Here is a 25,254-nt window from a genome sequence, read left to right on the forward strand (position 1 = left end):
CTGGGAGACCGCGATGCTGGAAACCGCTCCGTATGAATGTCCGTATTGTGGTGAGGAAGTGGAAACGCTGGTGGACCTGTCCGGCGGTGATCAGACCTATATCGAGGACTGTCAGGTCTGTTGCCGACCGATAACATTTGTCCTGCAGGTCCACGATGAGGAATGGCATCTGGAAGTCTTCAGTGAAAACGAATGATGGGGGACGTCCATGCAGCGAATCTACGAGCTGGAAAACCTGATGGAAGGCGAACTGCTCCAGGGCATGCTCGCCAGCGAAGGCATCACCGCCCACCTGGTGGGCCGTGACCTGGTGGGCGGCGCCGGCGAGTTGCCGATGTATGGCCTGCTGGGACTGGCGGTGGAGGACGACCAGGCGCAATACGCCCGGGAGCTGATCGCCGCCTACAATGCCGCGCTGCCATTGCCCGGCGATGAGCCGGACAGTTACCCCGGCACATTGGTCTGTTAGGCTGGCGACCGTTTGATCAAGAGTCGTGTTGCCCCATGTGTGGACGTTATGCCCTGTTTCGCTGGAACCCCGCCTTTGCGGCCTTGCCCGGCTTCCCTGCCGACCAGAAGGCCCAGTGGAATATTTCGCCCAACGATTCGGTGCTGATGCTGCGCGCCGGCGCTGAGGGGCAGCGCGAACTGGCCCGGGCCCGCTGGGGCCTCACGCCGCCCTGGCTGACCGACCTGTCCCGTACCCCGGCCCACGCCCGGGCCGAAACCGTGGCCGAGCAGCCGATGTTTCGTGAGGCCCTGCGCCTGCGCCGTTGCCTGCTGCCGGCCAACGGCTTCTATGAATGGCGCGGTGGCACGCGCAAACGCCCTTACTGGTTGACGCCGGGTGAGGGCTCTTCGTTGTTTTTCGCCGCGATCTGGGAAGCCTATCCCGTGCAGGAACAGGTGTGGCTGAGCACCGCAGTCGTCACCCAGGCGGCGGCAGGGCAGCGTCGGCCGTTGATCCTGGATGAAGAGGGCCAGCGCCTGTGGCTCGATCCCGAGACGCCCCTGCATGTATTGCAAGGCTTGCTGGCCAGTGAGCCGGCGGCACTGCGCGAGCGGGTACTGGCCAACATGGTCAATGATCCGAAGCTCAACGGGCCGGAGTGCCTGACTCCGGCTTGAGTGTTGAGGCGCCTGTGCTGGCCCCATCGCGAGCAGGCTCGCTCCCACATTGGACTGGGGGATACACAGAAATGGTGTTCACCCCCCCGCCCCCTGTGGGAGCGAGCCTGCTCGCGATGGGGCCCGAGGATCAAACCTTGAACTGATTGATCAACCGCCGCTGCTGCTCCGCCAGTTTGGTCAGATCCGCACTGGCCGCGCTGGATTCGTCCGCGCCACCGGCCACTTCATTTGCCACTTGCCCGATGTTGATCACGTTACGGTTGATGTCATCGGCCACCGCGCTTTGTTCCTCGGCGGCGCTGGCGATCTGGGTGTTCATGTCATTGATCACCGATACCGCCTGGGTGATGGTCTCCAGGGCCTGGGCCGCTTTCGCTGCGTGTTGCACGCTTTCATCGGTGCGGTGCTGGCTGTCTTCCATCACCCGCACCACATCCCGGGTGCCTTGTTGCAACTGTTGGATCATCGTCTGGATTTCTTCAGTGGCCTGCTGCGTTTTCTGCGCCAGGTTGCGCACCTCATCGGCCACCACCGCAAATCCACGCCCCTGTTCACCGGCGCGAGCTGCTTCGATGGCCGCGTTGAGGGCCAGCAGGTTGGTCTGTTCGGCGATCCCGCGGATGGCGGTGAGAATCGCGTTGATGTTCTCACTGTCCTTGGCCAGAGCCTGCACCACGCCCACGGCCTTACCGATTTCCACGGCCAGGGCGCCGATGGAGGTGGAAGTGTCCCGCACGATCTGCATGCCCTGGCTGGCAGCCTGGTCTGCGTGACCAGCGGCTTGGGCGGCCTGGGTCGCGTTGCGGGCCACGTCCTGGGCGGTGGCGGTCATCTCGTGCACGGCGGTGGCGACCTGATCGATCTCCACCATTTGCTTGTGCACGCCCTGGTTGGTGCGGATGGCGATGTCGGCAGTGTGCTCCGAGGAATCGCTGACGCTCTGCACCGAGGTGACGACCTGGGTGATCATCCCTTGCAACTTGCTCAGGAAGGTATTGAAGCCCTTGGCGATCGCACCCAGTTCATCCGCGCGGTCGCTCACCAGGCGACGGGTCAGGTCGCCTTCGCCCTGGGCGATGTCATCGAGCATCGCCACCATTTGCTTGAGGGGACGGGCGATGCCGTGGGCCACCAGCCAGATCACCAGCAGGCCGATGCCGGCAATCACCAGGCCCACCATGGCCATGCCGAAGATGTCGGTCTGGCGTTGCGCATCCAGGTCTTTTTGCAACGCTTGCAGTTCGGCCATCACCGCATCCAGTGGCAGTTGCAGCATCAGCGTCCAACGGGCTTGGGTTTCACCGATGCCGAACGGCATGTACACCTCGATGTGCCCATGGGCTTCATCGACGTCGTAACGTACCTGGCCGACGCTGAGCTTGGACAGGTTGTCCAGTTCATTGGCGTCCAGCAGGTCGCTGGCCTTTTCTCCCAGTTTGGACGGGTCCTTCGTGAAGGCCACCAAGCGGTTGTTGCTGGAGAGCAACGCCATTTCTCCGGCGCCCTCATACAGCTCGCGGTCGGCAGCGACGAGCATGTCCTGGATGAAGTTCACCGACAGGTCGGCGCCGACGATGCCCTGGAACTTGCCATCGACCATGATCGGCTCGATGAACGAGGCGAGCATGGTCATGGTGTTGCCGACGCGATAAGGCGCCGGGTCGATCACGCAGGCTTTCTTGCTGTCCCGGGAGCACAGGTAATACTCACTGGCGCGAATACCGGTGGACAGCAGTTTCTGGTCCGCCACATCGGCGAGCTTTTCCAGGCCCAGGGTGCCGTCCTGGTTGCGAAACCACCACGGCAGGAAGCGCCCGTCGGTTTCCATGCCCAGCACCGGGCTGTTCACGTAATTGGCGTCGTCGTGGTCAATGGCGTTCGGTTCCCAGGCGATGTAGGCGCCGAGAATCTTCGGGTTGCGCACCACGGTTTCGCGCAGCAGGCTGATCATCTGCTCGCGGGGCACCTTCAGTTGTGCGTTGCCGTCCGGGCCGTTCATGCCCATCAAGGCATTGGTGGTCGCCAGGCCCCGGGCAAGCAACAGCGGTGCCTCCAGTTCTCGCTGGATCAGGCTGGCCTGGGTGCGGGCCAGCGCGTCGAGGCGTTGTTCGATCAGATGCTCGAACTGCGCCTTGGTCCGCTGTTGCACCATGTCCTGGGTGCGGGCGCCGGCAAACAGCGCGTACAGCACCAGGGCGCCGACCACACTGAGGATGATGGCGCCGGCCAGAGCGGCCACGGAAAACTGGATCGATTTGAATTTCATAAAGGCTCCGGACGCGGGAATGACGTCTGAAGCCTGTATCGGCGATTCTTTGGCCCAGCATGAGGCGCTGTTCGTCGGATGACTGTTTTGGCTTTGTGGGTGTCGTAAATGGACTGGAGTAGGGTCTGTCTGAAAAAACTGTAATCCCACGCTATGTATCTGGCGCCGATACAAATCAGCGCCTAGGATACGCCCACGTTTCCAGGGAGCTTCTTACATGAACAAGATATTGATGGTGAGTGCACTGAGTGTGGGCTTGCTGCTTGCCGGTTGCCAGTCGGTCAACACTACCAGCGGCGGAGCCGTGGGCGTGGAGCGCAAGCAATACATGTTCAGCATGCTGTCCACCGACCAGGTCAATCAGATGTATGCCCAGTCCTACCAAAAGACCATGGGCGAAGCGAGCGCCAAGGGTGTATTGGACAAGACGAGTAGCGATGCCAAGCGCGTCCAGGCCATCTCCAGTCGGCTGATCGCTCAGGCACCTGTGTTCCGCCCGGATTCGGCGCAATGGAACTGGGAAGTGAACCTGATCAAGAGCGATGAGCTCAACGCCAGTTGCGGCCCTGGCGGCAAAATCATTTTCTATACCGGCTTGATCAACAAGCTCAAGCTCACTGACGATGAAATCGCCGCGATCATCGGCCACGAAATCGCCCACGCCTTGCGCGAGCACGGCCGCGAAGCGATGTCCAAGGCCTACGGCATCGAAATGGCCAAGCAGGGCGCCGGTGCATTGTTCGGTCTGGGCCAGGACAGCCTGGCGTTGGCCGATACTGTGGCCAACTACGGCATGACCCTGCCCAACAGTCGCGGCAATGAGAACGAAGCCGACCTGATCGGCCTGGAACTGGCCGCTCGCGCCGGCTACGACCCGAATGCCGCGATCACGTTGTGGAACAAGATGGCCAAGGCTTCGGAAGGCGCGCCGCCGGAATTCATGAGCACCCACCCGTCCTCCAGCAGCCGGATCGCGTCGCTGCAGGCGGCGATTCCGAAGGTGATGCCGCTGTATCAGCAGGCTAGAAAGTAATCATCGTTGTGGGAGCAAAGCTTGCTCGCACAGAGGCGACGCAGACTTCAATCAGACCGCGTCATCGTTCATCGCGGGCAGGCTCGCTCCCACAAGAGATTGGCCGTGTTCGATATTCTTGTGAACACCCGCAGCCAGTGTGGGAGCGAGCCTGCTCGCGATGAACGATAACGCGGTATTACTCACCTACCCGATCAAACCCACCCACTGCTCTGCATCGCCTTGTACACCGCCACGATCGCCAGGACCAAGAACGCCGAGGCGGCCAGACGGCGGATCAGTGTCAGAGGCAGCTTCTCGGCGGCGAAATTGCCCGCCAGGACCACCGGCACGTTGGCAATCAGCATGCCCACGGTGGTGCCGATGATCACCAGCCACAGTTCCGGGTACTGCGCGGCGAGCATCACTGTGGCGATCTGGGTCTTGTCGCCGATTTCCGCCAGGAAGAACGCGATCAGCGTGGTCAGGAAAGGCCCGAACTTGCGGGCCGTACTGGCTTCGTCATCGTCCAGTTTGTCCGGCACCAACGTCCACAGCGCCGTGGCGGCAAAGCTCACCGCCAGGATCCAGTGCAGGACCGCGTCCGAGAAAATACTACCGACCCAGGCTCCCACCGCGCCGGCTGCCGCATGGTTGGCCAAGGTCGCGGCAACGATGCCGGCAATGATGGGCCAGGGTTTGCGAAAGCGAGCCGCGAGAATAAGCGCGAGCAGTTGCGTCTTGTCGCCGATTTCGGCCAGCGCAACGATAGCGGTAGGTACGAGGAAAGAGTCCAGCATCAGGTGATTCCTAGAGGGGCGGGTCGACACGGCTATGACACGTACAGCCTTCCCGCCCCGGGTAAGGTGTGCGTGTCATAGGTCTTGTCAAACCCAGCGACCATCTGCGTGGACGCTTGGGCCGCATACGCCATGGTCTGCTGACCAAGTATGTTGACGTATGCCGGGCGAGCATGGCGCTCGCGGGAGACTACTCCCCTAGGACGGAGCGGATTCTGCCTAGGCAAATCCGATTGGGCAAGTGCTGTTTCTTAAATTTGCTTCAGCCGCGCTTGGCCCGGTAGATGCGAAAACCCTGGCCTTCGGCCTTGATCGCGCACACGCCCAGATGCTCTTCGATCAGTGGCTGATACTTGAGGAAACTGTTCGCCACCAAGCGCAGTTCGCCGCCATTTTTCAGATGTTTCGCTGCTTTTCGCAGCAGATTTTCCGTGGCGTGATAGTCGGTGTGCACGCCGACATGGAACGGCGGGTTGCTCAGAATCGCGCTTAATCCCATGGGCGCGGCGTCGATACCGTCGCCGGTCAGCACCTCGGCCTCCAGACCATTGGCGGCCAGGGTCAGGCGGCTGCTGGCGGCAGCGAACGCATCCACGTCCAGCAGCGTGACGGTGTTGTGCGGATAGCGACGCTTGACCACTGCCCCCAGCACCCCGGCGCCACAACCGAAGTCCAGCAGGTGGCCGCTGGGCAGTTTATCCAGGTGTTCCAGCAACAGCGCACTGCCGCGATCCAGGCGACCGTGGCTGAACACCCCCGGCAGGCTGATGACCTTCAGTGCGCCTTCGGCCAGGGGCAGCTCGTAGGTCTGGGCGAGGCTTTCCAAAGGCTTGGCCTCGGGGACGTCGGCCACGGTGACCTGCCATAGCTGACAATGGCGCGCGCTGTCGAGCTTGCGCGGCTTGCCGAAGGCATTGAGCTGCTTGGACGCGCCTTCGATGCCGCTGCGCTTTTCCCCCACCAGATACACCTCGCGACCGGCCAGGCGCGAGGCCACGGCGTTGAGGATGTAGTCGGTCAGGTCCTTGGCCTTGGGCAGGAACACCACGGCGGTCTCGAACTCACGGGCCGGCACGTTCACGCCAAAGTGGCTGCGCTCGGGGAAGCGGGCATCCAGCGCGGCCTGATCACCGGCGTGCCAGCACCAGCCGTGGGCTTGGGGCAAGCGGCCGAGCAGATCGTCGGCGGGCAGGCCGGCCAGCAGGACCGAACCCTGAAACAACTCGGCCTGACGAAGCAGTACTTCACTGCGCGGATCCATGGTCTGCTCCTTGAAAAAAAGTGCGGCAGTTTATCAACTGACGACTCGTAGCGCTGTACCGCTGAAAAAACCTTGGGCGTTTTCCGTCAGTTGGCCAACGATCCGTTGCCGCGCCTCGCGGCTGCCCCAGGCGTTATGGGGCGTGACGATCAACCGCGGAATGTCGGCGGCCAGCAGCGGATTGCCCTGGGTCGGTGGCTCCACGCTCAGTACATCGGTGGCCGCGCCGCCCAAATGGCCGCTGCGCAAGGCATCGGCCAGGGCCTGTTCGTCGATCAGGCCGCCGCGGGCGGTGTTGAGCACAAAGGCGCCGGGTTTGAGCTGCGCCAGTTGCCGGGCGCCGATGAAGTTGCGCGTGTGTTCGTTGAGAGGACAGTGCAAGGTCAGGGCATCGATCTGCGGCAACAGTTGATCCAGAGGCAAGCGGTCGGGACGAGCAGGGCGTCCGGGGATCTGCCCCAACAGCACGCGCATGCCAAAGGCCTCGGCCAGTCGTCCGACGGCGCTGCCCAGTTCACCATGACCCAACAGCCCGAGGGTTTTGCCTTCCAGTTCGACAATGGGATAGTCCAGCAGGCAAAACTGCGAAGCCTGCTGCCACCGACCTGCGCCGACTGCTTTTTGGTAATCACCCAGGCGCGTCGCCAGATTCAAGAGCAGCATGATCGTGTGCTGGGCCACCGACGGCGTGCCGTAGCCCTGACAGTTGCACACTGTTATGCCGTGTTGGCGCGCGGCGTCCAGGTCGACGTTATTGGTGCCGGTGGCGCTGATCAGGATCAGCTTCAGCTCGGGGTTGGCGGCCATGGCGGTCGCATCGATCACGACCTTGTTGGTGATCGCCACCGTGGCGCCCTTGAGCCGCTCGCTCACTTCATCCCGGCTCGTGCGGGCGAACAGTTGCAGTTCACTGAAGCAGTTGCGCAGTGGTCCCAGGTCCAGATCGCCGAGGTCCAGGGACGGGTGATCGAGGAAAACTGCGCGGCCGTTGTTCGTCATCAGCTGTACCTTTTATCGCAGGAATCGAAGGCGTAATGTGGCGAGCCTATCAGATGTCTGTGGGAGCAAGCTTTGCTCCCACACAGCCCCTCACTCACAGTTGATGTTTGTCTTGAGATTGAGCTAGCCAAGGAGTCCCCATGTACCTCACCGAATTCCTCACCGTCGCCCTGATCCACCTGTTGGCCGTGGCCAGCCCCGGGCCGGATTTTGCCGTGGTGGTGCGCGAGAGCGTGACCCATGGTCGCCGCGCCGGAACCTGGACTGCGCTGGGCGTGGGCACGGCGATTTTCCTGCATGTGGGGTATTCGCTGCTGGGCATTGGCCTGATCGTGTCGCAATCGATCGTGCTGTTCAACGCGCTGAAATGGGCCGCCGCCGCCTACCTGCTGTACATCGGCTTCAAGGCGTTGCGGGCGCAACCGGTCAAGCCGACGGCGGACAACCTGCACAAAGAGGCCGGCCAACGTACCGCCCGTGGCGCTTTCACCTCGGGCTTCGTCACCAACGGCCTGAACCCCAAGGCGACGCTGTTTTTCCTGTCGCTGTTCACCGTGGTCATCAACCCTCATACCCCCCTGGCAATCCAGGCCGGTTACGGCGTGTACCTGGCGGCGGCGACGGCAGTGTGGTTCTGTCTGGTGGCCATGCTGTTCAGCCAACAGCGAGTGCGCGCCGGGTTTGCCCGCATGGGCCACTGGTTCGACCGGACCATGGGCGCGGTACTCGTTGCCATTGGCGTCAAATTGGCGTTTACCGAGATGCGTTGATCGCCCCGACTCCTGACTGCAGGTGACGGTATATGGCTCAAGGCTAGTATTTGCGGGCGGATCAAATCATTCCTTTGGCTGATTTGATCCGCGTACCGGCGCTCTACAGTGCTTACTTCCAGCCAAGACCGTGCAGTCAGAAAAGGGACTCTTATGTTGCAGACTCGCGTTATTCCTCCAGCCGAAGGCGCTTATCAATACCCGCTGCTGATCAAGCGGCTGCTGATGTCCGGTGCGCGTTACGAGAAAACCCGCGAGATCATTTACCGCGACCAGTTTCGCTACAGCTATCCGACCCTGATCGAACGCGTCGCGCGGCTGGCCAATGTGCTGACCGAGGCCGGGGTCAAGGCCGGGGATACCGTGGCGGTGATGGACTGGGACAGCCATCGTTATCTGGAGTGCATGTTTGCGATCCCGATGATCGGCGCGGTGATCCACACCATCAACGTGCGCCTGTCACCGGAACAGATCCTCTACACCATGAATCACGCTGAAGACCGCTTCGTGCTGGTCAACAGCGAGTTCGTCGGTTTGTACCAGGCGATTGCCGGACACCTGACAACCGTAGAAAAAACCCTCCTGCTGACCGACCTGCCTGAAAAAACCGCCGACCTGCCGAACCTGGTGGGCGAATACGAACAACTGCTCGCCGCTGCCAGCCCCGCCTACGATTTCCAGGACTTCGACGAAAACTCGGTCGCCACCACGTTCTATACCACCGGCACCACCGGCAACCCCAAGGGCGTGTATTTCACCCATCGGCAACTGGTGCTGCACACCATGGGCGTGTCGACCATCATGGGCGCCATTGACAGTGTGCGGTTGCTGGGTACCAACGACGTGTACATGCCGATTACGCCGATGTTCCATGTCCATGCCTGGGGCCTGCCGTACGTGGCGACCATGCTCGGGCTCAAGCAGGTCTACCCCGGTCGTTATGACCCCGAATTCCTGGTCCAGTTGTGGCGCAAGGAGAAAGTCACCTTTTCCCACTGCGTGCCGACCATCCTGCAAATGGTCCTCAATGCCAAGGGCGCCCAGGACACCGATTTCGCTGGCTGGAAAATCGTCATCGGCGGCAGCGCGCTGAACCGCAGCCTGTATGAAGCGGCCAAGGCCAGGGGCATCCAGCTCACCGCCGCCTATGGCATGTCGGAAACCGGCCCGCTGGTGTCCTGCGCCCACCTCAACGACGAATTGATGGCCGGCAGCGAAGACGAACGCATCACCTACCGGATCAAGGCCGGCGTACCAGGGCCATTGGTGGAAGCGGCGATTGTCGACGCCGAGGGGCATTTCCTGCCCGCTGACGGCGAGACCCAGGGCGAGCTGGTGCTGCGCGCACCGTGGCTCACCGAGGGTTATTTCAACGAGCCGCAGAAGGGCGCCGAGCTCTGGGCCGGCGGCTGGCTGCACACCGGCGATGTCGCCACGCTGGACAGCATGGGCGTGATCGATATTCGCGACCGCATCAAGGACGTGATCAAGACTGGCGGTGAATGGATCTCGTCCCTGGACCTGGAAGACCTCATCAGCCGTCACGTCGCGGTACGCGAAGTAGCAGTGGTGGGGATTCCCGATCCGCAGTGGGGCGAGCGCCCATTTGCCTTGCTGGTCATCCGCGAAGGGCATCAGATCGGGGCTCGCGAGCTCAAGGAACATCTCAAGCCGTTCGTCGAATTGGGGCACCTGAGCAAGTGGGCGATCCCGAGCCAGATCGCCCTTGTTACGGAAATTCCCAAGACCAGCGTCGGCAAGCTCGACAAGAAGCGTATCCGCATCGACGTCACCGAATGGCAGAGCAATAACAGCACCTTCCTGTCGACGCTTTAAACGTTTTTGCCGTGTCCAAAAGGGCACGGCAGCCCCACCAAGCAAGCGCTTGCCTTGTCAAACCGAAAATTTCAGCCATCCTTGCCGTGCCGACATCTGTCGGCCTGGCGAAAGGACTGTTCCAGAGTGGTCGCGGGCTGCAAATCACACTTTAGAGGGATCAAGCCGTACTACCTGCTGGCTATAGTCCGTTTAAGGATTTTCAAGAACGGGGCGCACGCACTAAACGGGCGATGCGACTTTGAACGGGGTGGAACGTTGCCATTCCCAGCCGTTGAAAGTGTTCTTGGAAAATACTGACTGCCATAAAAATAAAAGCACATGGAGTAGCGTCGATGACCTCAGCAAACACGTTCTGGCGCCGGGCAAAACTGCCTCTGGCGGTCAGTCTCGCCTCTTCGCTCGCCGGGCCAGCATTCGGCGTCAGTTTCAACATCGGTGAAATCGAGGGCCAGTTCGACTCGTCCCTGTCGGTCGGCGCAAGCTGGTCCACGGCCAAGGCCAACAGGGACCTGATCGGCGTCAACAACGGCGGCAAGGGCCTGTCCCAGACCTCCGACGACGGTCACCTGAACTTCAAGCGCGGGGAAACCTTTTCGAAGATCTTCAAGGGTATCCACGACCTGGAACTCAAGTACGGCGATACCGGCGTGTTTGTGCGCGGCAAGTACTGGTACGACTTCGAACTCAAGGACGAACATCGCCTGTACAAGGACATCAGCGACAGCAACCGCAAGGAAGGCGCCAAGTCGTCCGGCGGGCAGATCCTCGATGCCTTCATCTACCACAACTACGCCATTGGCGATCAGCCAGGTTCGGTTCGCCTGGGTAAACAGGTGGTCAGCTGGGGTGAAAGCACCTTCATCCAGGGCGGGATCAACTCGATCAACCCGGTCGACGTGTCGGCGTTCCGTCGTCCTGGTGCCGAGATCAAGGAAGGCCTGATTCCGGTCAACATGTTCTATGTGTCCCAGAGCCTGACCGACAACCTGTCGGCCGAGGCGTTCTACCAGTTGGAGTGGGACCAGACGGTCGTCGATAACTGCGGCACGTTCTTCTCGCAGCCGGACGTGGTTGCCGATGGTTGCAGCGACAACCTGCGAGTGCTGAACAAACGCTCTACGCTCCCGGCCGCCGCCCTGGGCCCAGCGGAGGCGCTTGGCGTCAACGTCAACGAAGAAGGCGTGCTGGTGCGTCGCGGTCCGGATCGTGATGCTCGCGACAGTGGCCAGTGGGGCGTGTCGTTCAAGTACATGTTCGAGCCGCTGGACACCGAGTTTGGTGCCTACTTCATGAACTACCACAGCCGTGCGCCGATTTTCAGTGCCACCGGTGCTCCACAGTCCGTCTTTGACCTGGCAGCAGGACTGCCGCCTGCGTTCGCCGCGCTGTCGCCTCTGCTGGTGGCGGGTAACTCGAACTATTTCATCGAGTACCCTGAAGATATCCGTCTCTACGGTTTGAGTTTCTCCACCACCTTGCCTACCGGTACGGCGTGGAGCGGTGAACTGAGCTATCGTCCGAACGCCCCGGTGCAACTGAGCACCACGGACATTCTTTTCGCCGGTGTGACCCCGCTTCCCGGTCTTGGCAATGCTTCGATCCTCCCTGGCTCGCCGGGTCAGGACCTGCATGGCTATAACCGTAAGGAAATCACTCAGTTCCAGACCACGTTCACCCACTTCCTGGATCAGGTCATGGGCGCCAGCCGTCTGACCCTGGTGGGCGAAGTCGGCGTGACCTACGTGGGCGGCCTGGAAAGCAAATCCGACGCTCGTTATGGCCGTGACCCGGTGTTTGGCCCGGGAGAACTGCCCAACGGTTTCTGTAACGTGCTCAATGGCTCGACTGCGGCCGGTGGTGGCCAGACCAGTGCCGATGTGAACAGCAACTGCAACAACGACGGCTTCACCACCTCCACTTCCTGGGGCTACCGTGCCCGCGCCATCTGGGAGTATCCGGATGTGTTCGCCGGCGTGAACCTCAAGCCCAACGTGGCCTGGTCCCATGACGTCAAAGGCTACTCGCCAGGCCCGGGCGCCAACTTTGAAGAAGGCCGCAAAGCCGTCAGCCTCGGACTGGATGCCGAGTACCAGAACACCTACAACGCGAGCCTGGCCTACACCAACTTCTTTGGTGGCGACTTCAGCACCGTGGACGATCGCGATTTCCTGGCGCTCAGCGTCGGCGTGACCTTCTAAGCACAGTATTTCAGGACGACACACTATGAAAATAACAAAGAGTCTGTTGCAGGTCGGTGTTTTGGGGCTATCCCTGCTGGCCGCCAGCGTCATGGCGGCGGTGCCTGCCGCCGAAGCCGACAAACTGGGCAAAAGCCTGACGCCGATGGGCGCCGAAATGGCCGGCAATGCCGACGGTTCGATCCCGGCCTGGAAACCCATGGCCAAGAACGCCGGCAGCGTAGACAGCAAGGGCTTCCTTTCCGACCCGTACGCCAGTGAAAAGCCGCTGTTCACCATCACTGCGCAGAACGTCGACCAGTACAAAGACAAGCTCGCGCCGGGCCAGTACGCGATGTTCAAGCGTTACCCGGAATCCTTCAAGATGCCGGTCTACCCATCCCATCGCGGCGCCACCGTGCCGGATGACGTGTATGCCTCCATCAAGAAAAACGCGGTGAACACCAAGCTGGTGTCCGGCGGTAACGGTCTGGAGAACTTCGAGACGGCTGTGCCGTTCCCGATTCCCCAGAGCGGTGTGGAAGTGATCTGGAACCACATCACCCGCTATCGCGGCGGCAGCGTGACCCGCCTGGTGACCCAGGCCACGCCGCAGCCCAACGGCTCCTACAGCCTGGTGTACTTCAGGGACCAGTTCGTGTTCCGCGACAAGATGAAGGATTTCGATCCGGCCAACCCTGGCAACATCCTGTTCTACTTCAAGCAGCAAGTCACCGCGCCGGCGCGTCTGGCCGGTGGTGTGCTGCTGGTGCACGAAACCCTCGACCAGGTGAAGGAACCGCGTTCTGCGTGGGTCTACAACGCCGGCCAGCGCCGTGTGCGCCGTGCGCCACAGGTCTCCTATGACGGCCCGGGCACCGCTGCCGACGGCCTGCGTACCTCCGACAACCTGGACATGTACAACGGTGCGCCGGATCGCTACGACTGGAAACTGGTGGGCAAGAAAGAACTGTACATTGCTTCCAACAGCTACAAGATCGATTCGCCTCAGCTCAAGTACGCCGACATCATCAAGGCCGGCCATATCAACCAGGACCTGGCTCGCTACGAGCTGCGTCGGGTCTGGCATGTGACCGCGACCCTGAAGGAAGGCCAACGCCACATCTACGCCAAGCGTGACTTCTACATCGACGAAGACACCTGGCAAGCCGCGGTGATCGACCATTACGACGGTCGTGGCCAACTGTGGCGCGTTGCCGAGGCCCATGCCGAGAACTACTACGACAAGCAAGTGCCGTGGTACGCCCTGGAAACCCTCTACGACCTGCAGTCCGGCCGCTATCTGGCGCTGGGCATGAAGAACGAAGAGAAATCGGCCTACGACTTCGGCTTCACCGCCAGCACCGCCGAGTTTACTCCCAACGCATTGCGCCAGGAGGGTATCCGCTAAACAGCTTCACCCGAGGCCGCATCCTCGAAAAAACGCCCCGACTGGTTCGGGGCTTTTTTTTTGCCCAACACAACTCCCCTGTGGCGAGGGGATTTATCCCCGCTGGGCTGCGAAGCCGCCCCAAAAAGCTCTAGCATTCCCTCGCTCCTGCGTGGGAATGATCAAAACTCCCTCGCCACAAGAGCGGTGGCTGCCTGAGTTTTTCGAATCGGTCGGCTTGTAGCCTTTTTGTAGCCATTTGTAGCAACTCCCTTCAATACCTCCTCGTTTACCGCTAGTCTGCGGACATCTGCAACGCCGCCACCCGCATTTCAACAAGAGCCGGCCATGACTGATCTGTCTTCACTCCCGGGTTCTGCCCGCACCGCCGTCGCGGTCCAGGACGGGCGCTTCTACCGCCCGCCCTTGCCTGACGGCCATGTCGTGCGGCCGCGGTTGTGCGAGCGCTTGAGTGCGGGGCTTGGAGGTCGGTTGCTGTTGGTGAGCGCCCCGGCGGGGTTCGGCAAAAGCTCACTGGCGGTGGAGTTCTGCCAGAGCCTGCCGGCCCACTGGCAAAGCCTCTGGCTGGGGCTCAGTGCCCGGGACAACGACCCGGGACGCTTTCTGGAGCGGCTGCTCGAAGGGCTCCAGGCGTTCTTCCCGCAGTTGGGAGGTCGGGCGTTGGGGCTGCTGAAAATGCGCCAGCGCCACCAACCTTTCGCCTTCGAAGAATGGCTCGACGGCCTGCTGGATGAACTGTCCGCGCATCTGTCGCCGGATACACCCTTGCTGCTGGTGCTCGACGACTACCACCTGGCCCAAAGCCCGGTGCTGGACCGTTGCCTGCAATTTTTCCTTAATCACCTGCCCGAAGGTTTGCTGGTGCTGGTCACCAGTCGGCAGCGCCCGGACTGGCATCTGGCGCGCCTGCGTCTGTCACGCCAATTGCTCGAACTGAACGAACAGGACTTGCGCCTGACCCATGAAGAAGCCCTGACCCTGCTGCAGCACCACAGCAGTTCGTTGCGCGGGGAAGCCCTGGAGAGCCTGATCCAGCGCAGCGAAGGCTGGGTGGCCGGGCTGCGTTTCTGGTTGCTGGCCGCTTCCGAGGCCGGGACTGAGGGCCGCATGCCCCAGGCTCTGCATGGCGGCGAAGGGCTGATTCGCGATTACCTGCTTGAGGAAGTCATCGACTGTCTGCCCGCCGAAGTGCAGGCGTTTCTCTACGACACCGCGTCCCAGGAACGTTTCTGCAGCGAACTGTGTGATGCCGTGCGCGAAGCCCATGACAGCGCCGAAATCCTGGAGTATCTGGCGGCGCACCAGGTGTTCCTGGTGCCGCTGGACGAGCATGGCCACTGGTACCGTTACCACCATCTGTTTTCCGATTTGCTGCGCAGCCGTCCCAGTGCGCCGGCCATGGTGCCGGCTGCGACCCTGCACCTGCGGGCCTGCCGCTGGTTCAATGCCCAGGGCTTGATCGACGAGGCCGTGGAGCAGGCGCTGCGGGCCGGGCACCTGGATGTGGCGGCGAACCTGGTGCAGAACCTCTCGGAGGAGCAATTGCTGGCCGAGCAGAACGTCGGCATGTTGCTGCGCTGGAAAATGGACTTGCCCGACAGCCTGCTCATCAGCACACCGCGCTTGATCGTGCTGTACAGCTGGGCGCTGGGGCTGGCCTGCCAGTTGGACGCCGCTGAAGAACTGGCCGCCCACCTGAGCCGGTTCCTGCCGGCGCCTTCGGCCACTGCGCAAAAATCCATGCTTGCCCAATGGCTGGCCCTGAGCGGGATCATTGCCCGTGGCCGTGGGGATCGCGAGGCCACTGTGCGTTACTGCACCGAAGCCCTGGAGAGCCTGCCGCAAAAGCGCTATGGCCAACGTCTGATGTGCCTGTCCACGCTGTCGAACCTGGCGATTGCCGACGGTGACCTGTGGCGCGCCCGGGCCTTGAACCGTGACTCCCTGGAGCTGGCGCAGCGCGTCGGTAACCCGTTGTTCGAGGCCCTGGCCCATTACGACCGCGCCCGGGTGTTGCAAGCGCGAGGGGAGATCTTGCGGGCGCTCGATGAAGTGCGCCAGGGCCTGCAACGCCTGCACGCACTCTCGCCGCAACGGCTGTATGCCGTGCGGGCGCGATTGATTCTGTACGAGGGGTTCCTGCTGACCTTGCGCATGCAGCCCCAGGCCGGCTTGGCGCGGTTGCAGGCCGGTCTTACCGAAGCGCGGGCGTGCCGCGACATCAGCGTGTTGATCGGCCACTGCGTGATCGCGCGGGTTGAAGGCCACGCTCGTGAATTCGCCCGGGCCTTTGCCGAACTGGCCGAAGCCGAGCGCCTGATGCATATCTGGGACGTTCCGCCGATTTATTACCTGGCGATGATCACCCTGGTCAAATGCGAACTCTGGCTGGCCCAGGGGCGTACGGACCTGGCCGAAGCCTGGCTGGCGCGGCTGGGGCAGACCTACACCGGTGAGCGGGCCGCCGCGCCGCCGGAATTCCACCCGCAACTGCCGCTGCACGTCGAACTGCAACAGGCGGTGCTGGAGTCCATCCGCGGCCAGCCCATGTTGGCCGAAGGACGGCTCAATGCCTTGCTTGAACACGGCCAGCAAACCGGCCGGCAGATGCTCAGTGTGATGGCGCTCAACCAGAAGGTCGCCTTGCTGCTGAGCGTCGGCCGCGAACCCGAAGCCCGCAGTACCCTGGCCCAAGCCCTCGAAGCCGCCGCTGGCGGTGTGCTGCAGCCGTTCGAATGGTTGCTGGGCGAACATCGGGAGTGGCTGCGCGAGCAATTGTTGCGCGCACCCCCCAGCCCCTTGCGCCAGAACCTGCTTGAGCGCTTGCCGTCGACGGTGGCTGCTGATTCACCGGCCCCCGTCGAAACCCTCAGCAGCCGCGAGCGGGCGGTGCTGCAATTGATTGCCCAAGGCTGTTCGAACCAGGAAATCAGTGAGCAGCTGTTCATCTCGCTGCACACGGTCAAGACCCACGCCAGCCACATCAACAGCAAACTCGGCGTGGAGCGCCGCACCCAGGCCGTGGCGCGGGCGAAGGTGCTGGGGTTGTTGGGCTAGGACTGGTTACTTGTGCCAAGCAGTTGGTCAGCGATAAGGAATGCTTGATGTTACCCCTGTACAAAACCATCCCATCCCCCGTAGGCCAACTGATCCTCGTCGCCCGGGATACAAAACTGGCGGCCATCCTCTGGGAAAACGAGCGTCTCAACCGCGTGCGCCTGGGGCCTTTGGAAGAGGACAGCCAGCATCCGATCCTCAAGGAAACCGAGCGCCAGCTCATGGAGTATTTCGCCGGCCAGCGCCGCCGTTTCGACCTGGCGCTGGACTTTGCCGGCACCGACTTCCAAGTCCGGGTCTGGCAGGCGCTGCTGACCATTCCGTTCGGTGAAACCCGCAGCTACCGCGACATCGCCATCCAGATCGGCCAGCCCACGGCGGTGCGGGCGGTAGGCGCCGCCAACGGCCGCAACCCCATCTCCATCATCGCCCCCTGCCACCGCGTCATCGGCACCTCCGGCAGCCTTACCGGCTTTGCGGGCGGCCTTGCGGCCAAACAGTTCCTGCTGAGCCTGGAAGGTCAGCAGACGCTGCAGTTGGTGTTTTGAGTTATTTCATTTGGCCGCAAACCCATAACACTGCAAATCCCTTGTGGGAGCGAGCCTGCTCGCGATCGCGGAAGGTCAGCTTGCATGGATGTTGGATGGGCCTGCGCTATCGCGAGCAGGCTCGCTCCCACACAGGACTCACTCGGTTCAGGCCGAAGGCTCTTGCGGCGCCAGCATGCGCGTCGGCGGTTGGCCGTTGGCGTTGTGCTGGAATATCTGCGTCGGCTGCCCCTGTTCATTGAAGAACACCTGCCCGATCCCCGCCGAGTTCCACAACCGCTCTCCCGCCTCGGCGTGTTCGGGGGTGTGAGGAATGATGCGCATGCTGCGACGCTTGGTGAACCAGTTCAGGGGCGAGCGGGGAGAGTAGAGCCAACGGTTCAGACGATCGAACCATTCCAGCAGCGCCGGCGGGAACTCATTCTTGATGCCGCTGCTGGTGATCTGCCAGATGCGCGGACCGCCCTTACGGTGTGGGATCAGCACCTCATAGACGAAGGAATAATGCACATCCCCGGACAGCACCACGTAATTACCGGGCGTGCGCGAGTGCCGGAAAATGTTCAGGATCACTTGCGCCGCGCCGCGATGGGCCATCCAGTTTTCCGCGTCCACCAGCAGTGGATAACCGCACCAACTGAACACCCGTTGCACGGTTTCGATCAGCTTGACACCGAAGATCGGCGCCGGTGAAACGATGATCGCCGAGGGATGATCCAGCAGTTCCTGCTGAAGTTCGCTCAGGGCTTCCCAATCGAGCAGTCCCGAAGGCTGCTTGAGGTTGCGCTCGCTGCGCCAGCGGCGGGTGCGGGTGTCGAGCACCACCAGGGCCGGGGTGGTGGGCAACACGTAGTGCCATTGCTGGAAACCCAGCAGCGTGTCGATCAGTTTGTCCTGTGGGCCGCTGTCCAGGTAGCGGTCCCGGGCGGTGTCGCTCAGGGCCAGGGTTTGCTGGATCACCTCATCAAACGCGTCGGGGTTGTTGCCCCAGCCCTGGCAGAGCATGTAGGCGATCAGTGCGTTGCCGATGATGCGCTTGGAGAACGGGTGGCCGTAGGCCGTTTCTTCCCACTGCGCGGATAGATTCCAGTCATCGGTGATGTCGTGATCGTCGAAAATCATCAGGCACGACAGGTGTGCAAACACCCGCGCCGCGCCCCCAAGACCGGTCTTGAAACCCTCGATGCGCTGCTGTTCCAGCGCATAGCGCTGGCGCCGCTCGGCGGTCAGTTCCGGCGGTTGCGGGTCGATCAGGGTCCACGGCACGGGTGACCACACCAGCAAATACATCGCCATCACTTCAGCGAAGGTCACCAGATGATTGTCGGCGCTGCTGCTGGTGAATATTGGCTTGCGGGCCCCGCCGAAAAAACGCTCGCGCAGGGTTTCATTGCTTTCCAGCGCCGGTAATAAATCGGCGCGGTGGTAGTAGCTGGCCGGGTGTTCATAGAGCTTGGCGCTGTCTTCAACCACCGCGCCGTCCAGGCATTCCTCGAACAGCCCCAGCCGCTCGATCAACGCATGAATCGCCCGCAGCATGGGCCCGGCGACGTCATCGGCATAGACCTGATCGCCGCTCATCATCAACAACGCCGGACGCTGCTGTGGGGCTTGTGCCAACAGCCGGTCGACGCAGAGCAAGCCGTCGTGGGTCGGATAGTGGGGTTTGCGGCAGGAACCATGGACCAGTTGATCGATACGCGAATGCAGGACGAAGTTCGGGCACTGCGCCTGGCCATACAACAGATGGGGCGCCCATTCGGCAATGGGCGCGCCGTCCACCAGCAGGTCGTAGTCAATCACCACGTCCTGGGGCAGGGCGGTGTCGAGTCGTACATCGATCAGGTGCACAAAAGCCTGCTGCCCCACCGGCACTACGGTGCAGCGCGGGGCATCCAGGGTGAGATCGCCCACACCGGCCACACGCAGCGTCAACGTGAGGGGGCGTGTACCCACCAGCCACATCACCAGCCGTGTGGGCTCCAGTCGCCGCAGCAGCGGGCCGACCAGGACAGGGGGCAGGGCAGGGGAGATGTCAGATGAGGACGGCAACATTCGCGGGTAAAGCTCTGGCTCCGATGGAGGCGGGGATCATAACGCAATGCGCTGGAGAACTGGGACTCGGTGAAAAGGCGACGTGCTCCAGCTCTTGTGGCGAGGGAGCAAGCTCTCTCGCCACAGGCTGCACTGGGCTTTGCTGCCTCACTGCGCCTGATTGGAAGCTTCAGCGGCTTTAATCAGATCCGGCCCAATCTCTTTTTCAAACTTTGCCCACACCGGTTTCATCTTCTCGCGCCAGGCGTTGCGCTGCTGGGGGGTGAGGCTGATGATCTCGGTGGTCCCGGCGTCGAGGATGAACTGCTTGTCCTGCTGGTTCAGTCGGTCCGCCTCACTGTTTGCATAGGCGGTGGCCTCGACCACGATCTTGTCCAGTTCGGTACGGATATCCGGCGGCAGGCCGTTCCAGAAGTCGGACGAGGCGATCAGCATGTAGTCGAGAATGCCGTGGTTGGATTCGGTGATGTACTTCTGCACTTGATGCTGTTTCTGGTTGTAGAAGTTTGAGTAGGTGTTTTCCGTGCCGTTGACCAAACCGGTGCGCAGGCCCTGGTATACCACAGAGAAAATCATCGGTTGGGGGATGGCGCTCACGGCCTTGAATTGTTCTTCCAGCACGGCCGAACTCTGCACCCGGAACTTCAAGCCACGGGCATCCTCGGGTACACGCAGTGGTTTGTTGGCCGACAACTGCTTCATGCCGTTGTGCCAATAGGCCAGGCCAGTGACGTTCTTGCTTTCCATGGACTTGAGCAGTTTCTGGCCTTCCGCGCTCTGCTGGAAGCGGTCCACCGCGGCAATGTCGTTGAACAGAAACGGCAAGTCGAACAACTGCACGGATCGGGTGTACTGATCGAACTTGGCCAGCGAGCGCGCAATGATCTGCACGTCACCCAGCAGCAGCGCTTCCATCTCCTTGTCATCGCCAAACAACGTGGAGTTGGGATACACCTCGACCTTCACCCGGCCTGGCAATCGTTCATCCGCCAGTTTCTTGAACATCAACGCGCCCTGGCCCTTGGGCGTTTGCTCGGCCACGACATGGGAAAACTTGATCACGATCGGTTCAGCCGCCATGGCTGAGCCCAGCAGGCTGAAACTCAAGGTACAGACGAGCGCTTTGCAAAGAGGTTTTAGCATGGTGAGGCTTCCCTTTTATTGGTCGACGGTGCGACACGCAGGCTTAGCCCGACAGCGCAGTGGCGAGGGAACAAATGCCCTCGCCGCTGCGCCTGTCTTGAGTCGGGGCTAGTTCATCCCCAACCAGTTCGGCAAGGCCAGCGAGATCCATGGCACATAGGTAATCAGCATCAGGAACGCCAGCAGGATCATCAGCCATGGCATGGCTGCGCGGATGGTGGCGGGCAGCGACATGCCGGTCACCGCCGAGGTGACGAACAGGTTCAGCCCCACCGGAGGCGTGATCAGGCCGATCTCCAGGTTCACCACCATGATGATGCCCAGGTGGATCGGGTCGATGCCCAGTTGCATGGCGATAGGGAACAGAATCGGCGCCAGGATCAGGATGATCGCCGAAGGCTCCATGAACGCACCGGCAATCAACAGCACGATGTTCACCACCAGCAGGAAGGTCACCGGCGTCAGCCCGGCCTCGATCACCCAGGCGGTGATTTGCTGCGGCAGTTGCTCGGTGGTCAGCACATGGGCGAAGAGCATGGCGTTGGCGATGATGAACATCAGCATGATGCTCAGCTTGGCCGATTCGAGCAGCACCTTGGGCGTCTCACGGAACGTGAGGTCCTTGTAGACGAACAGTGCGATGAAGGCTGAATACACCGCTGCCACAGCCGCCGCTTCGGTGGGTGTGAACATCCCGGAATAAATCCCGCCGAGGATGATCACCATCAGCAGCAGACCCCAGAGGGCCTTGCGCGCCGTGGACAGCCATTCACGAAACGTCGCCCGAGGCAGGGCCGGCAGGTTTTTCTTCACAGCAACGACGTAGATCGCCACCATCAACGACAACCCCAGCAGCAGGCCCGGAATCACCCCGGCCATGAACAGCTTGCCCACCGAGGTTTCGGTCGCGGCGGCGTACACCACCATCACGATCGACGGCGGAATCAGGATGCCCAAGGTGCCGGCGTTGCAGACGATGCCGGCGCCGAACGCCTGTGGATAACCCGAGCGCACCATACCGGCAATGGCGATGGAACCGACCGCCGCCACCGTCGCAGGGCTTGAACCCGACAACGCGGCAAACAGCATGCACGCCAGTACCGCCGCAATCGCCAGACCGCCACGGATATGCCCGACGCAGGCGTTGGCAAAGTCGATCAGGCGTCGCGCCACGCCACCGGTGGTCATGAACGCACCGGCCAGCAGGAAGAACGGAATCGCCAGCAGTGTGTAGTGCTCAGAGGTTTCGAACAGCTTGATCGCCAGGGAGCGCACGGAGTCCGGGCTGAAGAAAATGATGGTCAGCGAACCGGCCAGCCCCAACGAAATGGCGATGGGCACGCCGATAAACATCAGCACGAACAGCGCCACGAACAGGAAGGCAATGGTCATGGCTTGTCTTCCTCGTGTTCAGTCAATTTGATGGCTTCGGCCGCTTCATCGGCCAGGCCCAGGCCGGTCTGACGATTCATCAGGATGCGCACGAGAATTTCCGCGAAACGGATAAACACCAACGCAAAACCCACCGGCACGATCAGGCCGATGTGCCATTGCATGATGCCGAAGTGGCCCAGGTCCTCTGCGCCGATCTGCGCGATCATCAGGGTATTGATCCACTCGTAACTGGCGACGGCCAGCAGCCCGGCGTAAGTCAGGCAGCACAGGCAAGCGATCACGCCGATAAAGCGTTGTACCGGTTTGCTCGCCAGTTTCACCAGCGCATCCACGCCGATATGCCCGGCCGTGCGCACGCCGTAGGACAACCCGAAAAAGATCAGCCAGCCAAACAGAGCCTTGGTCAGCGAGGTGCTCCAGGTCATCGCCTGGGCCATGCCCATGATGCCGTCACCAATGGCGAACGCCGGCTCGCTGGCGGCTGGCCAGTTGTCGCCGAGGCTATAAAAAACGGTGTAGAGGTTGTTGAGCACCACGTAGACGAAAGTAACCAGCGTCATGGCGGCCAGAAGAAAGGCAATGAAACCTTCCTCGAAGTGTTCCCAGATGCGCCGAAGGGCGTTCATGGATGACATCTCCTGCAGGGGGGACGACAGGCCGGCGCTGCCAGGGCGGCAGCACCGGCCAACCCATTACTGAGCCTTGTTGGAGGCTTCGGCGGCTTTGATCAGATCAGCACCGATGTCACCTTCAAACTTCTTCCACACCGGCTTCATCTTGTCGCGCCACTCGCCGCGCTCTTCAGGCGTGAGGGTGATGATTTCGGTGGTCTTGGCGTCCAGGATGCGCTGCTTGTCTTTCTGGTTCAGTTGCGCCGCCTCGTTGTTCACGTGGGCAGTGACTTCAACCAGAATCTTGTCCAGCTCGGTACGGATGTCAGGTTGCAGGCCGTTCCAGAACTTGGTGTTGGTGATCAGCATGTAGTCGAGTACACCGTGGTTGGACTCGGTGATGTACTTCTGTACTTCATGCATTTTCTGGCTGTAGATGTTCGAGTACGGGTTTTCCGCACCGTTGACCACGCCAGTCTGCAGGCCTTGATACACCTCGGCGAAACTCATTTTGCGCGGGTTGGCGTTCACCGCCTTGAACTGCTCTTCCAGCACGGCCGAGGCCTGCACGCGGAACTTCAGGCCACGGGCATCCTTGGGTTCACGCAGTGGCTTGTTCGCCGACAACTGCTTCATGCCGTTGTGCCAATAGGCCAGGCCGGTGATGTTCTTGCTTTCCATGGACTTGAGCAGCTTCTGGCCTTCAGGGCTCAACTGGAAGCGGTCCACGGCGGAGATGTCATCGAACAGAAACGGCAGGTCGAACAACTGCACGGACTTGGTGTAGTGCTCGAACTTGGCCAGCGACGGCGCAATCATCTGCACGTCGCCCAGCAGCAGGGCTTCCATTTCCTTGCCATCGCCGAACAGCGAGGAGTTGGGGTACACCTCGACCTTCACTTTGCCTGGCAGACGCTCTTCCACGAGCTTCTTGAACATCAGTGCGCCCTGGCCCTTGGGCGTTTGTTCGGCTACTACGTGGGAGAACTTGATGACGACAGGATCCGCCGCCATGGCCGTGCTCAACGCACTGAGTGCCAGCGTACAGGCGAGCGCTTTCCAGATAGGTTTGAACATTGTGGGGTTTCCTCTTTGTTTTTGTATTTATCGTGCGGGCTCATTCAAAACACAGCGCACGGCGGACAGTTGCAAGTCTAGGCAGAAAAACAGTTTGCCGGGGGATTGTGACGGTCAGTGCGGGAAAAATCGCGAGTATTGGCTAACGCCTCAAAAGGGTGCGTTAGAGCCTTCCAGGGCTGGGGCGACAACCATCGGGACCGAAACAGGGCGAAAGGTTTCAGCCTGCAACCGTAACGGGGGTCAGGAAACCATAAAAGCGAAATAATGGCTACTGGCCTGTTCGCTTGCCTCGCGCCTGGTGTCGGAGGCGCTAGGCCGATGAGCAGGAGAATGGGGGCCGCCGTAGTCTTGTGACGTCATCCGGGGCTGAGCCAGAATCCCCACGCCCTTCTCTGTATGGGCCCAGGAAGTCTGGAACGCTTTTCAACCCCACAAGGATTTACCGATGATCGACTTCAACAACAAAGGCTTCTTCAAGCTCAAGCAGAACGATGAGTACGCCGAACGCGTAACAGCCCTGCTGCTGGATGGCGAACAGGTCATCGACGCCTATAAGTCCATGCGCGACGGCGTAGTCTTCACCAACAAACGCATCATCGCAGTGAACGTGCAAGGCATCACCGGCAGCAAAAAAGACTTCACCTCTCTGCCTTATAAAAACATCGTGGCCTACTCGGTAGAAACCTCCGGCACCTTCGACCTGGATTCGGAACTGGAGATTTACTTTTCATCCCTGGGCAAGGTGAAGTTCGAATTCACCGGCAAGACAGGCATCGTCGAAATATCGAAGCTGATCTCCAGGCATCTTTTGGCCTGATGTCAGTGACCCTGAGTGAATACGGAAACTCGGGGGGTGAAGTGGCGCAGGGTGACAGCCACATGCCACTTCAATGAGGGGGCATGTGGCGAGTCCTTCGGGACCGTTCATTTGCAGTACATGTCGGTCACTATTTTGCTGCTGGAGCTGTCGGTAACCACAGTGAGACGATCACTTCTCAAGTCCTTGGTCATGACTACTCCGGTGACCCTGACCGCTTCCAGGTTCAGTTGCGTTACGTACTCTTCTTCGGACAGAGCCGTTTCACCCATCCCCCTGGTTTCAAATCCTTGGCTTGCGCGACCTTGTCCGCACTGCAAGGCTCGCGTCCTGCCGCGAAAGCTTGAAAAGTCATGCCGCTCAATAATAGGGAAAGAGCCAGCAGGGTCGGTTTAGTGGGACAGTATCTTGTGTTCATCATGAACTCCTTGCGGGTCATCGAAGATTGGCTTCGCGTACTTGCGAGGCTGGATCAGGTTAGAAGTGAGCCGCAGTGAGGACCACTGTCATATCTGACAGTAGCCAAGACCTGATGGAAGTAAGTGAATACGGATTTTGTATTGGAACGCTATAAGCGAAAGCCCGCCACACATCCCCTGTGGGGGCGAGCCTGCTCGCGATGACGGCGGCCCATCCAACATCACCGTTTCAGGCAGACCGCTATCGCGAGCAGGCTCGCTCCCACAGTTTTGATCGGTGTGTTCACGAATTTTGTGCTCGCAACACATCCCCTGTGGGAGCGAGCTTGCTCGCGAAGACGGCGGTCCATCCAACATCACCGCTTCAGACAGACCCCTATCGCGAGCAAGCTCGCTCCCACAGTTTTGATCGGTGTGTTCACGAATTTTGTGCCCGCCACAGATCCCCTGTGGGAGCGAGCCT

At 61.1% G+C, this 25,254-nt stretch carries 21 protein-coding genes, 1 pseudogene and 1 riboswitch; of the genes and pseudogenes, 11 read left to right on the forward strand and 11 right to left on the reverse strand.

What is annotated here, in order from left to right; all coding sequences use genetic code 11:
- Positions 1–13 precede the first annotated feature (13 nt).
- Genes GKKCFE_RS03140 through GKKCFE_RS03150 form a run of 3 tightly spaced genes read left to right on the forward strand, consistent with a single transcriptional unit; the run spans position 14 to position 1,128 of the window.
- Entirely contained in the window at positions 14–196 is a 183-nt protein-coding gene (locus GKKCFE_RS03140; protein WP_047229423.1) for a CPXCG motif-containing cysteine-rich protein, read from the forward strand.
- Positions 197–208: 12 nt separating this feature from the next.
- Complete coding sequence (locus GKKCFE_RS03145; protein WP_014340166.1) at positions 209–469, forward strand: putative signal transducing protein; 261 nt, start codon at positions 209–211, stop codon at positions 467–469.
- 35 nt (positions 470–504) lie between these two features.
- Positions 505–1,128, forward strand: coding sequence for an SOS response-associated peptidase (locus GKKCFE_RS03150; protein ID WP_316912620.1), 624 nt, complete (start codon positions 505–507; stop codon positions 1,126–1,128).
- 130 nt (positions 1,129–1,258) lie between these two features.
- Here the strand turns inward: GKKCFE_RS03150 and GKKCFE_RS03155 are convergent, their stop codons facing one another.
- Both GKKCFE_RS03155 and GKKCFE_RS03160 read right to left on the reverse strand, forming a co-directional pair.
- Complete coding sequence (locus GKKCFE_RS03155; RefSeq protein WP_371517060.1) at positions 1,259–2,101, reverse strand: methyl-accepting chemotaxis protein; 843 nt, start codon at positions 2,099–2,101, stop codon at positions 1,259–1,261.
- Positions 2,102–2,164: 63 nt separating this feature from the next.
- Positions 2,165–3,397: pseudogene (locus tag GKKCFE_RS03160) on the reverse strand (methyl-accepting chemotaxis protein); the annotation flags it as partial.
- 217 nt (positions 3,398–3,614) lie between these two features.
- Here GKKCFE_RS03160 and GKKCFE_RS03165 point away from each other — a divergent pair.
- Positions 3,615–4,430 (forward strand): M48 family metallopeptidase, encoded by an 816-nt coding sequence (locus tag GKKCFE_RS03165; protein ID WP_047229426.1) that lies wholly within the window; start codon positions 3,615–3,617, stop codon positions 4,428–4,430.
- Positions 4,431–4,624: 194 nt separating this feature from the next.
- Here the strand turns inward: GKKCFE_RS03165 and GKKCFE_RS03170 are convergent, their stop codons facing one another.
- The 3 genes from GKKCFE_RS03170 to GKKCFE_RS03180 form a co-directional block, all read right to left on the reverse strand.
- Positions 4,625–5,209, reverse strand: a complete 585-nt coding sequence (locus GKKCFE_RS03170; RefSeq protein WP_047229427.1) for a TMEM165/GDT1 family protein — start codon at positions 5,207–5,209, stop codon at positions 4,625–4,627.
- 89 nt (positions 5,210–5,298) lie between these two features.
- Positions 5,299–5,421: riboswitch (yybP-ykoY riboswitch) on the reverse strand.
- Positions 5,422–5,471: 50 nt separating this feature from the next.
- Positions 5,472–6,470 (reverse strand): class I SAM-dependent methyltransferase, encoded by a 999-nt coding sequence (locus tag GKKCFE_RS03175; protein WP_139051135.1) that lies wholly within the window; start codon positions 6,468–6,470, stop codon positions 5,472–5,474.
- A gap of 33 nt (positions 6,471–6,503) precedes the next feature.
- Positions 6,504–7,469: a 2-hydroxyacid dehydrogenase gene (locus GKKCFE_RS03180; RefSeq protein ID WP_047229429.1), complete on the reverse strand. Its 966-nt coding sequence runs from the start codon at positions 7,467–7,469 to the stop codon at positions 6,504–6,506.
- A gap of 140 nt (positions 7,470–7,609) precedes the next feature.
- Between GKKCFE_RS03180 and GKKCFE_RS03185 the strand changes: the two genes are divergently transcribed.
- The 6 genes from GKKCFE_RS03185 to GKKCFE_RS03210 all read left to right on the forward strand — a co-directional run bounded on the left by GKKCFE_RS03185 (position 7,610) and on the right by GKKCFE_RS03210 (position 17,271).
- Positions 7,610–8,239: a LysE family translocator gene (locus tag GKKCFE_RS03185; RefSeq protein ID WP_076386279.1), complete on the forward strand. Its 630-nt coding sequence runs from the start codon at positions 7,610–7,612 to the stop codon at positions 8,237–8,239.
- Positions 8,240–8,392: 153 nt separating this feature from the next.
- The gene (locus GKKCFE_RS03190) at positions 8,393–10,075 is read left to right on the forward strand and encodes a fatty acid--CoA ligase (RefSeq protein WP_139051132.1); all 1,683 of its coding nucleotides are present in this window, start codon (positions 8,393–8,395) and stop codon (positions 10,073–10,075) included.
- Positions 10,076–10,410: 335 nt separating this feature from the next.
- Entirely contained in the window at positions 10,411–12,276 is a 1,866-nt protein-coding gene (locus tag GKKCFE_RS03195; RefSeq protein WP_139051131.1) for a DUF1302 domain-containing protein, read from the forward strand.
- A gap of 25 nt (positions 12,277–12,301) precedes the next feature.
- On the forward strand, positions 12,302–13,666 hold the full coding sequence (locus GKKCFE_RS03200) for a DUF1329 domain-containing protein (RefSeq protein WP_047229433.1): 1,365 nt from the start codon (positions 12,302–12,304) through the stop codon (positions 13,664–13,666).
- Between the two features lie 327 nt (positions 13,667–13,993).
- Positions 13,994–16,723: a LuxR C-terminal-related transcriptional regulator gene (locus GKKCFE_RS03205; protein WP_316912623.1), complete on the forward strand. Its 2,730-nt coding sequence runs from the start codon at positions 13,994–13,996 to the stop codon at positions 16,721–16,723.
- A gap of 47 nt (positions 16,724–16,770) precedes the next feature.
- Positions 16,771–17,271, forward strand: a complete 501-nt coding sequence (locus tag GKKCFE_RS03210) for a methylated-DNA--[protein]-cysteine S-methyltransferase (protein WP_339489832.1) — start codon at positions 16,771–16,773, stop codon at positions 17,269–17,271.
- Between the two features lie 147 nt (positions 17,272–17,418).
- Here GKKCFE_RS03210 and GKKCFE_RS03215 read toward each other — a convergent pair whose 3' ends face one another.
- The 5 genes from GKKCFE_RS03215 to GKKCFE_RS03235 form a co-directional block, all read right to left on the reverse strand.
- On the reverse strand, positions 17,419–19,326 hold the full coding sequence (locus tag GKKCFE_RS03215; protein WP_160893506.1) for an alkaline phosphatase D family protein: 1,908 nt from the start codon (positions 19,324–19,326) through the stop codon (positions 17,419–17,421).
- A 147-nt stretch (positions 19,327–19,473) separates the two neighbouring features.
- A complete protein-coding gene (locus GKKCFE_RS03220; protein ID WP_047229437.1) occupies positions 19,474–20,469 on the reverse strand; it encodes a TRAP transporter substrate-binding protein in 996 nt (331 codons plus the stop codon).
- 108 nt (positions 20,470–20,577) lie between these two features.
- On the reverse strand, positions 20,578–21,861 hold the full coding sequence (gene dctM / locus GKKCFE_RS03225) for a C4-dicarboxylate TRAP transporter large permease protein DctM (protein ID WP_139051127.1): 1,284 nt from the start codon (positions 21,859–21,861) through the stop codon (positions 20,578–20,580).
- Entirely contained in the window at positions 21,858–22,490 is a 633-nt protein-coding gene (locus tag GKKCFE_RS03230; RefSeq protein WP_288915409.1) for a TRAP transporter small permease, read from the reverse strand. Before GKKCFE_RS03230 ends, dctM begins: the two co-directional genes overlap by 4 nt.
- Before the next feature lie 66 nt (positions 22,491–22,556).
- Entirely contained in the window at positions 22,557–23,552 is a 996-nt protein-coding gene (locus tag GKKCFE_RS03235; RefSeq protein ID WP_288915410.1) for a TRAP transporter substrate-binding protein, read from the reverse strand.
- Positions 23,553–24,000: 448 nt separating this feature from the next.
- Between GKKCFE_RS03235 and GKKCFE_RS03240 the strand changes: the two genes are divergently transcribed.
- On the forward strand, positions 24,001–24,372 hold the full coding sequence (locus GKKCFE_RS03240) for a PH domain-containing protein (protein WP_047229441.1): 372 nt from the start codon (positions 24,001–24,003) through the stop codon (positions 24,370–24,372).
- Between the two features lie 107 nt (positions 24,373–24,479).
- On the opposite strand, the gene GKKCFE_RS03245 is transcribed toward GKKCFE_RS03240, so the two are convergent.
- Positions 24,480–24,644, reverse strand: a complete 165-nt coding sequence (locus tag GKKCFE_RS03245) for a hypothetical protein (protein ID WP_445577472.1) — start codon at positions 24,642–24,644, stop codon at positions 24,480–24,482.
- Between the last annotated feature and the right edge of the window lie 610 nt (positions 24,645–25,254).

The sequence above is a fragment of the Pseudomonas sp. E141 genome (assembly GCF_052659885.1).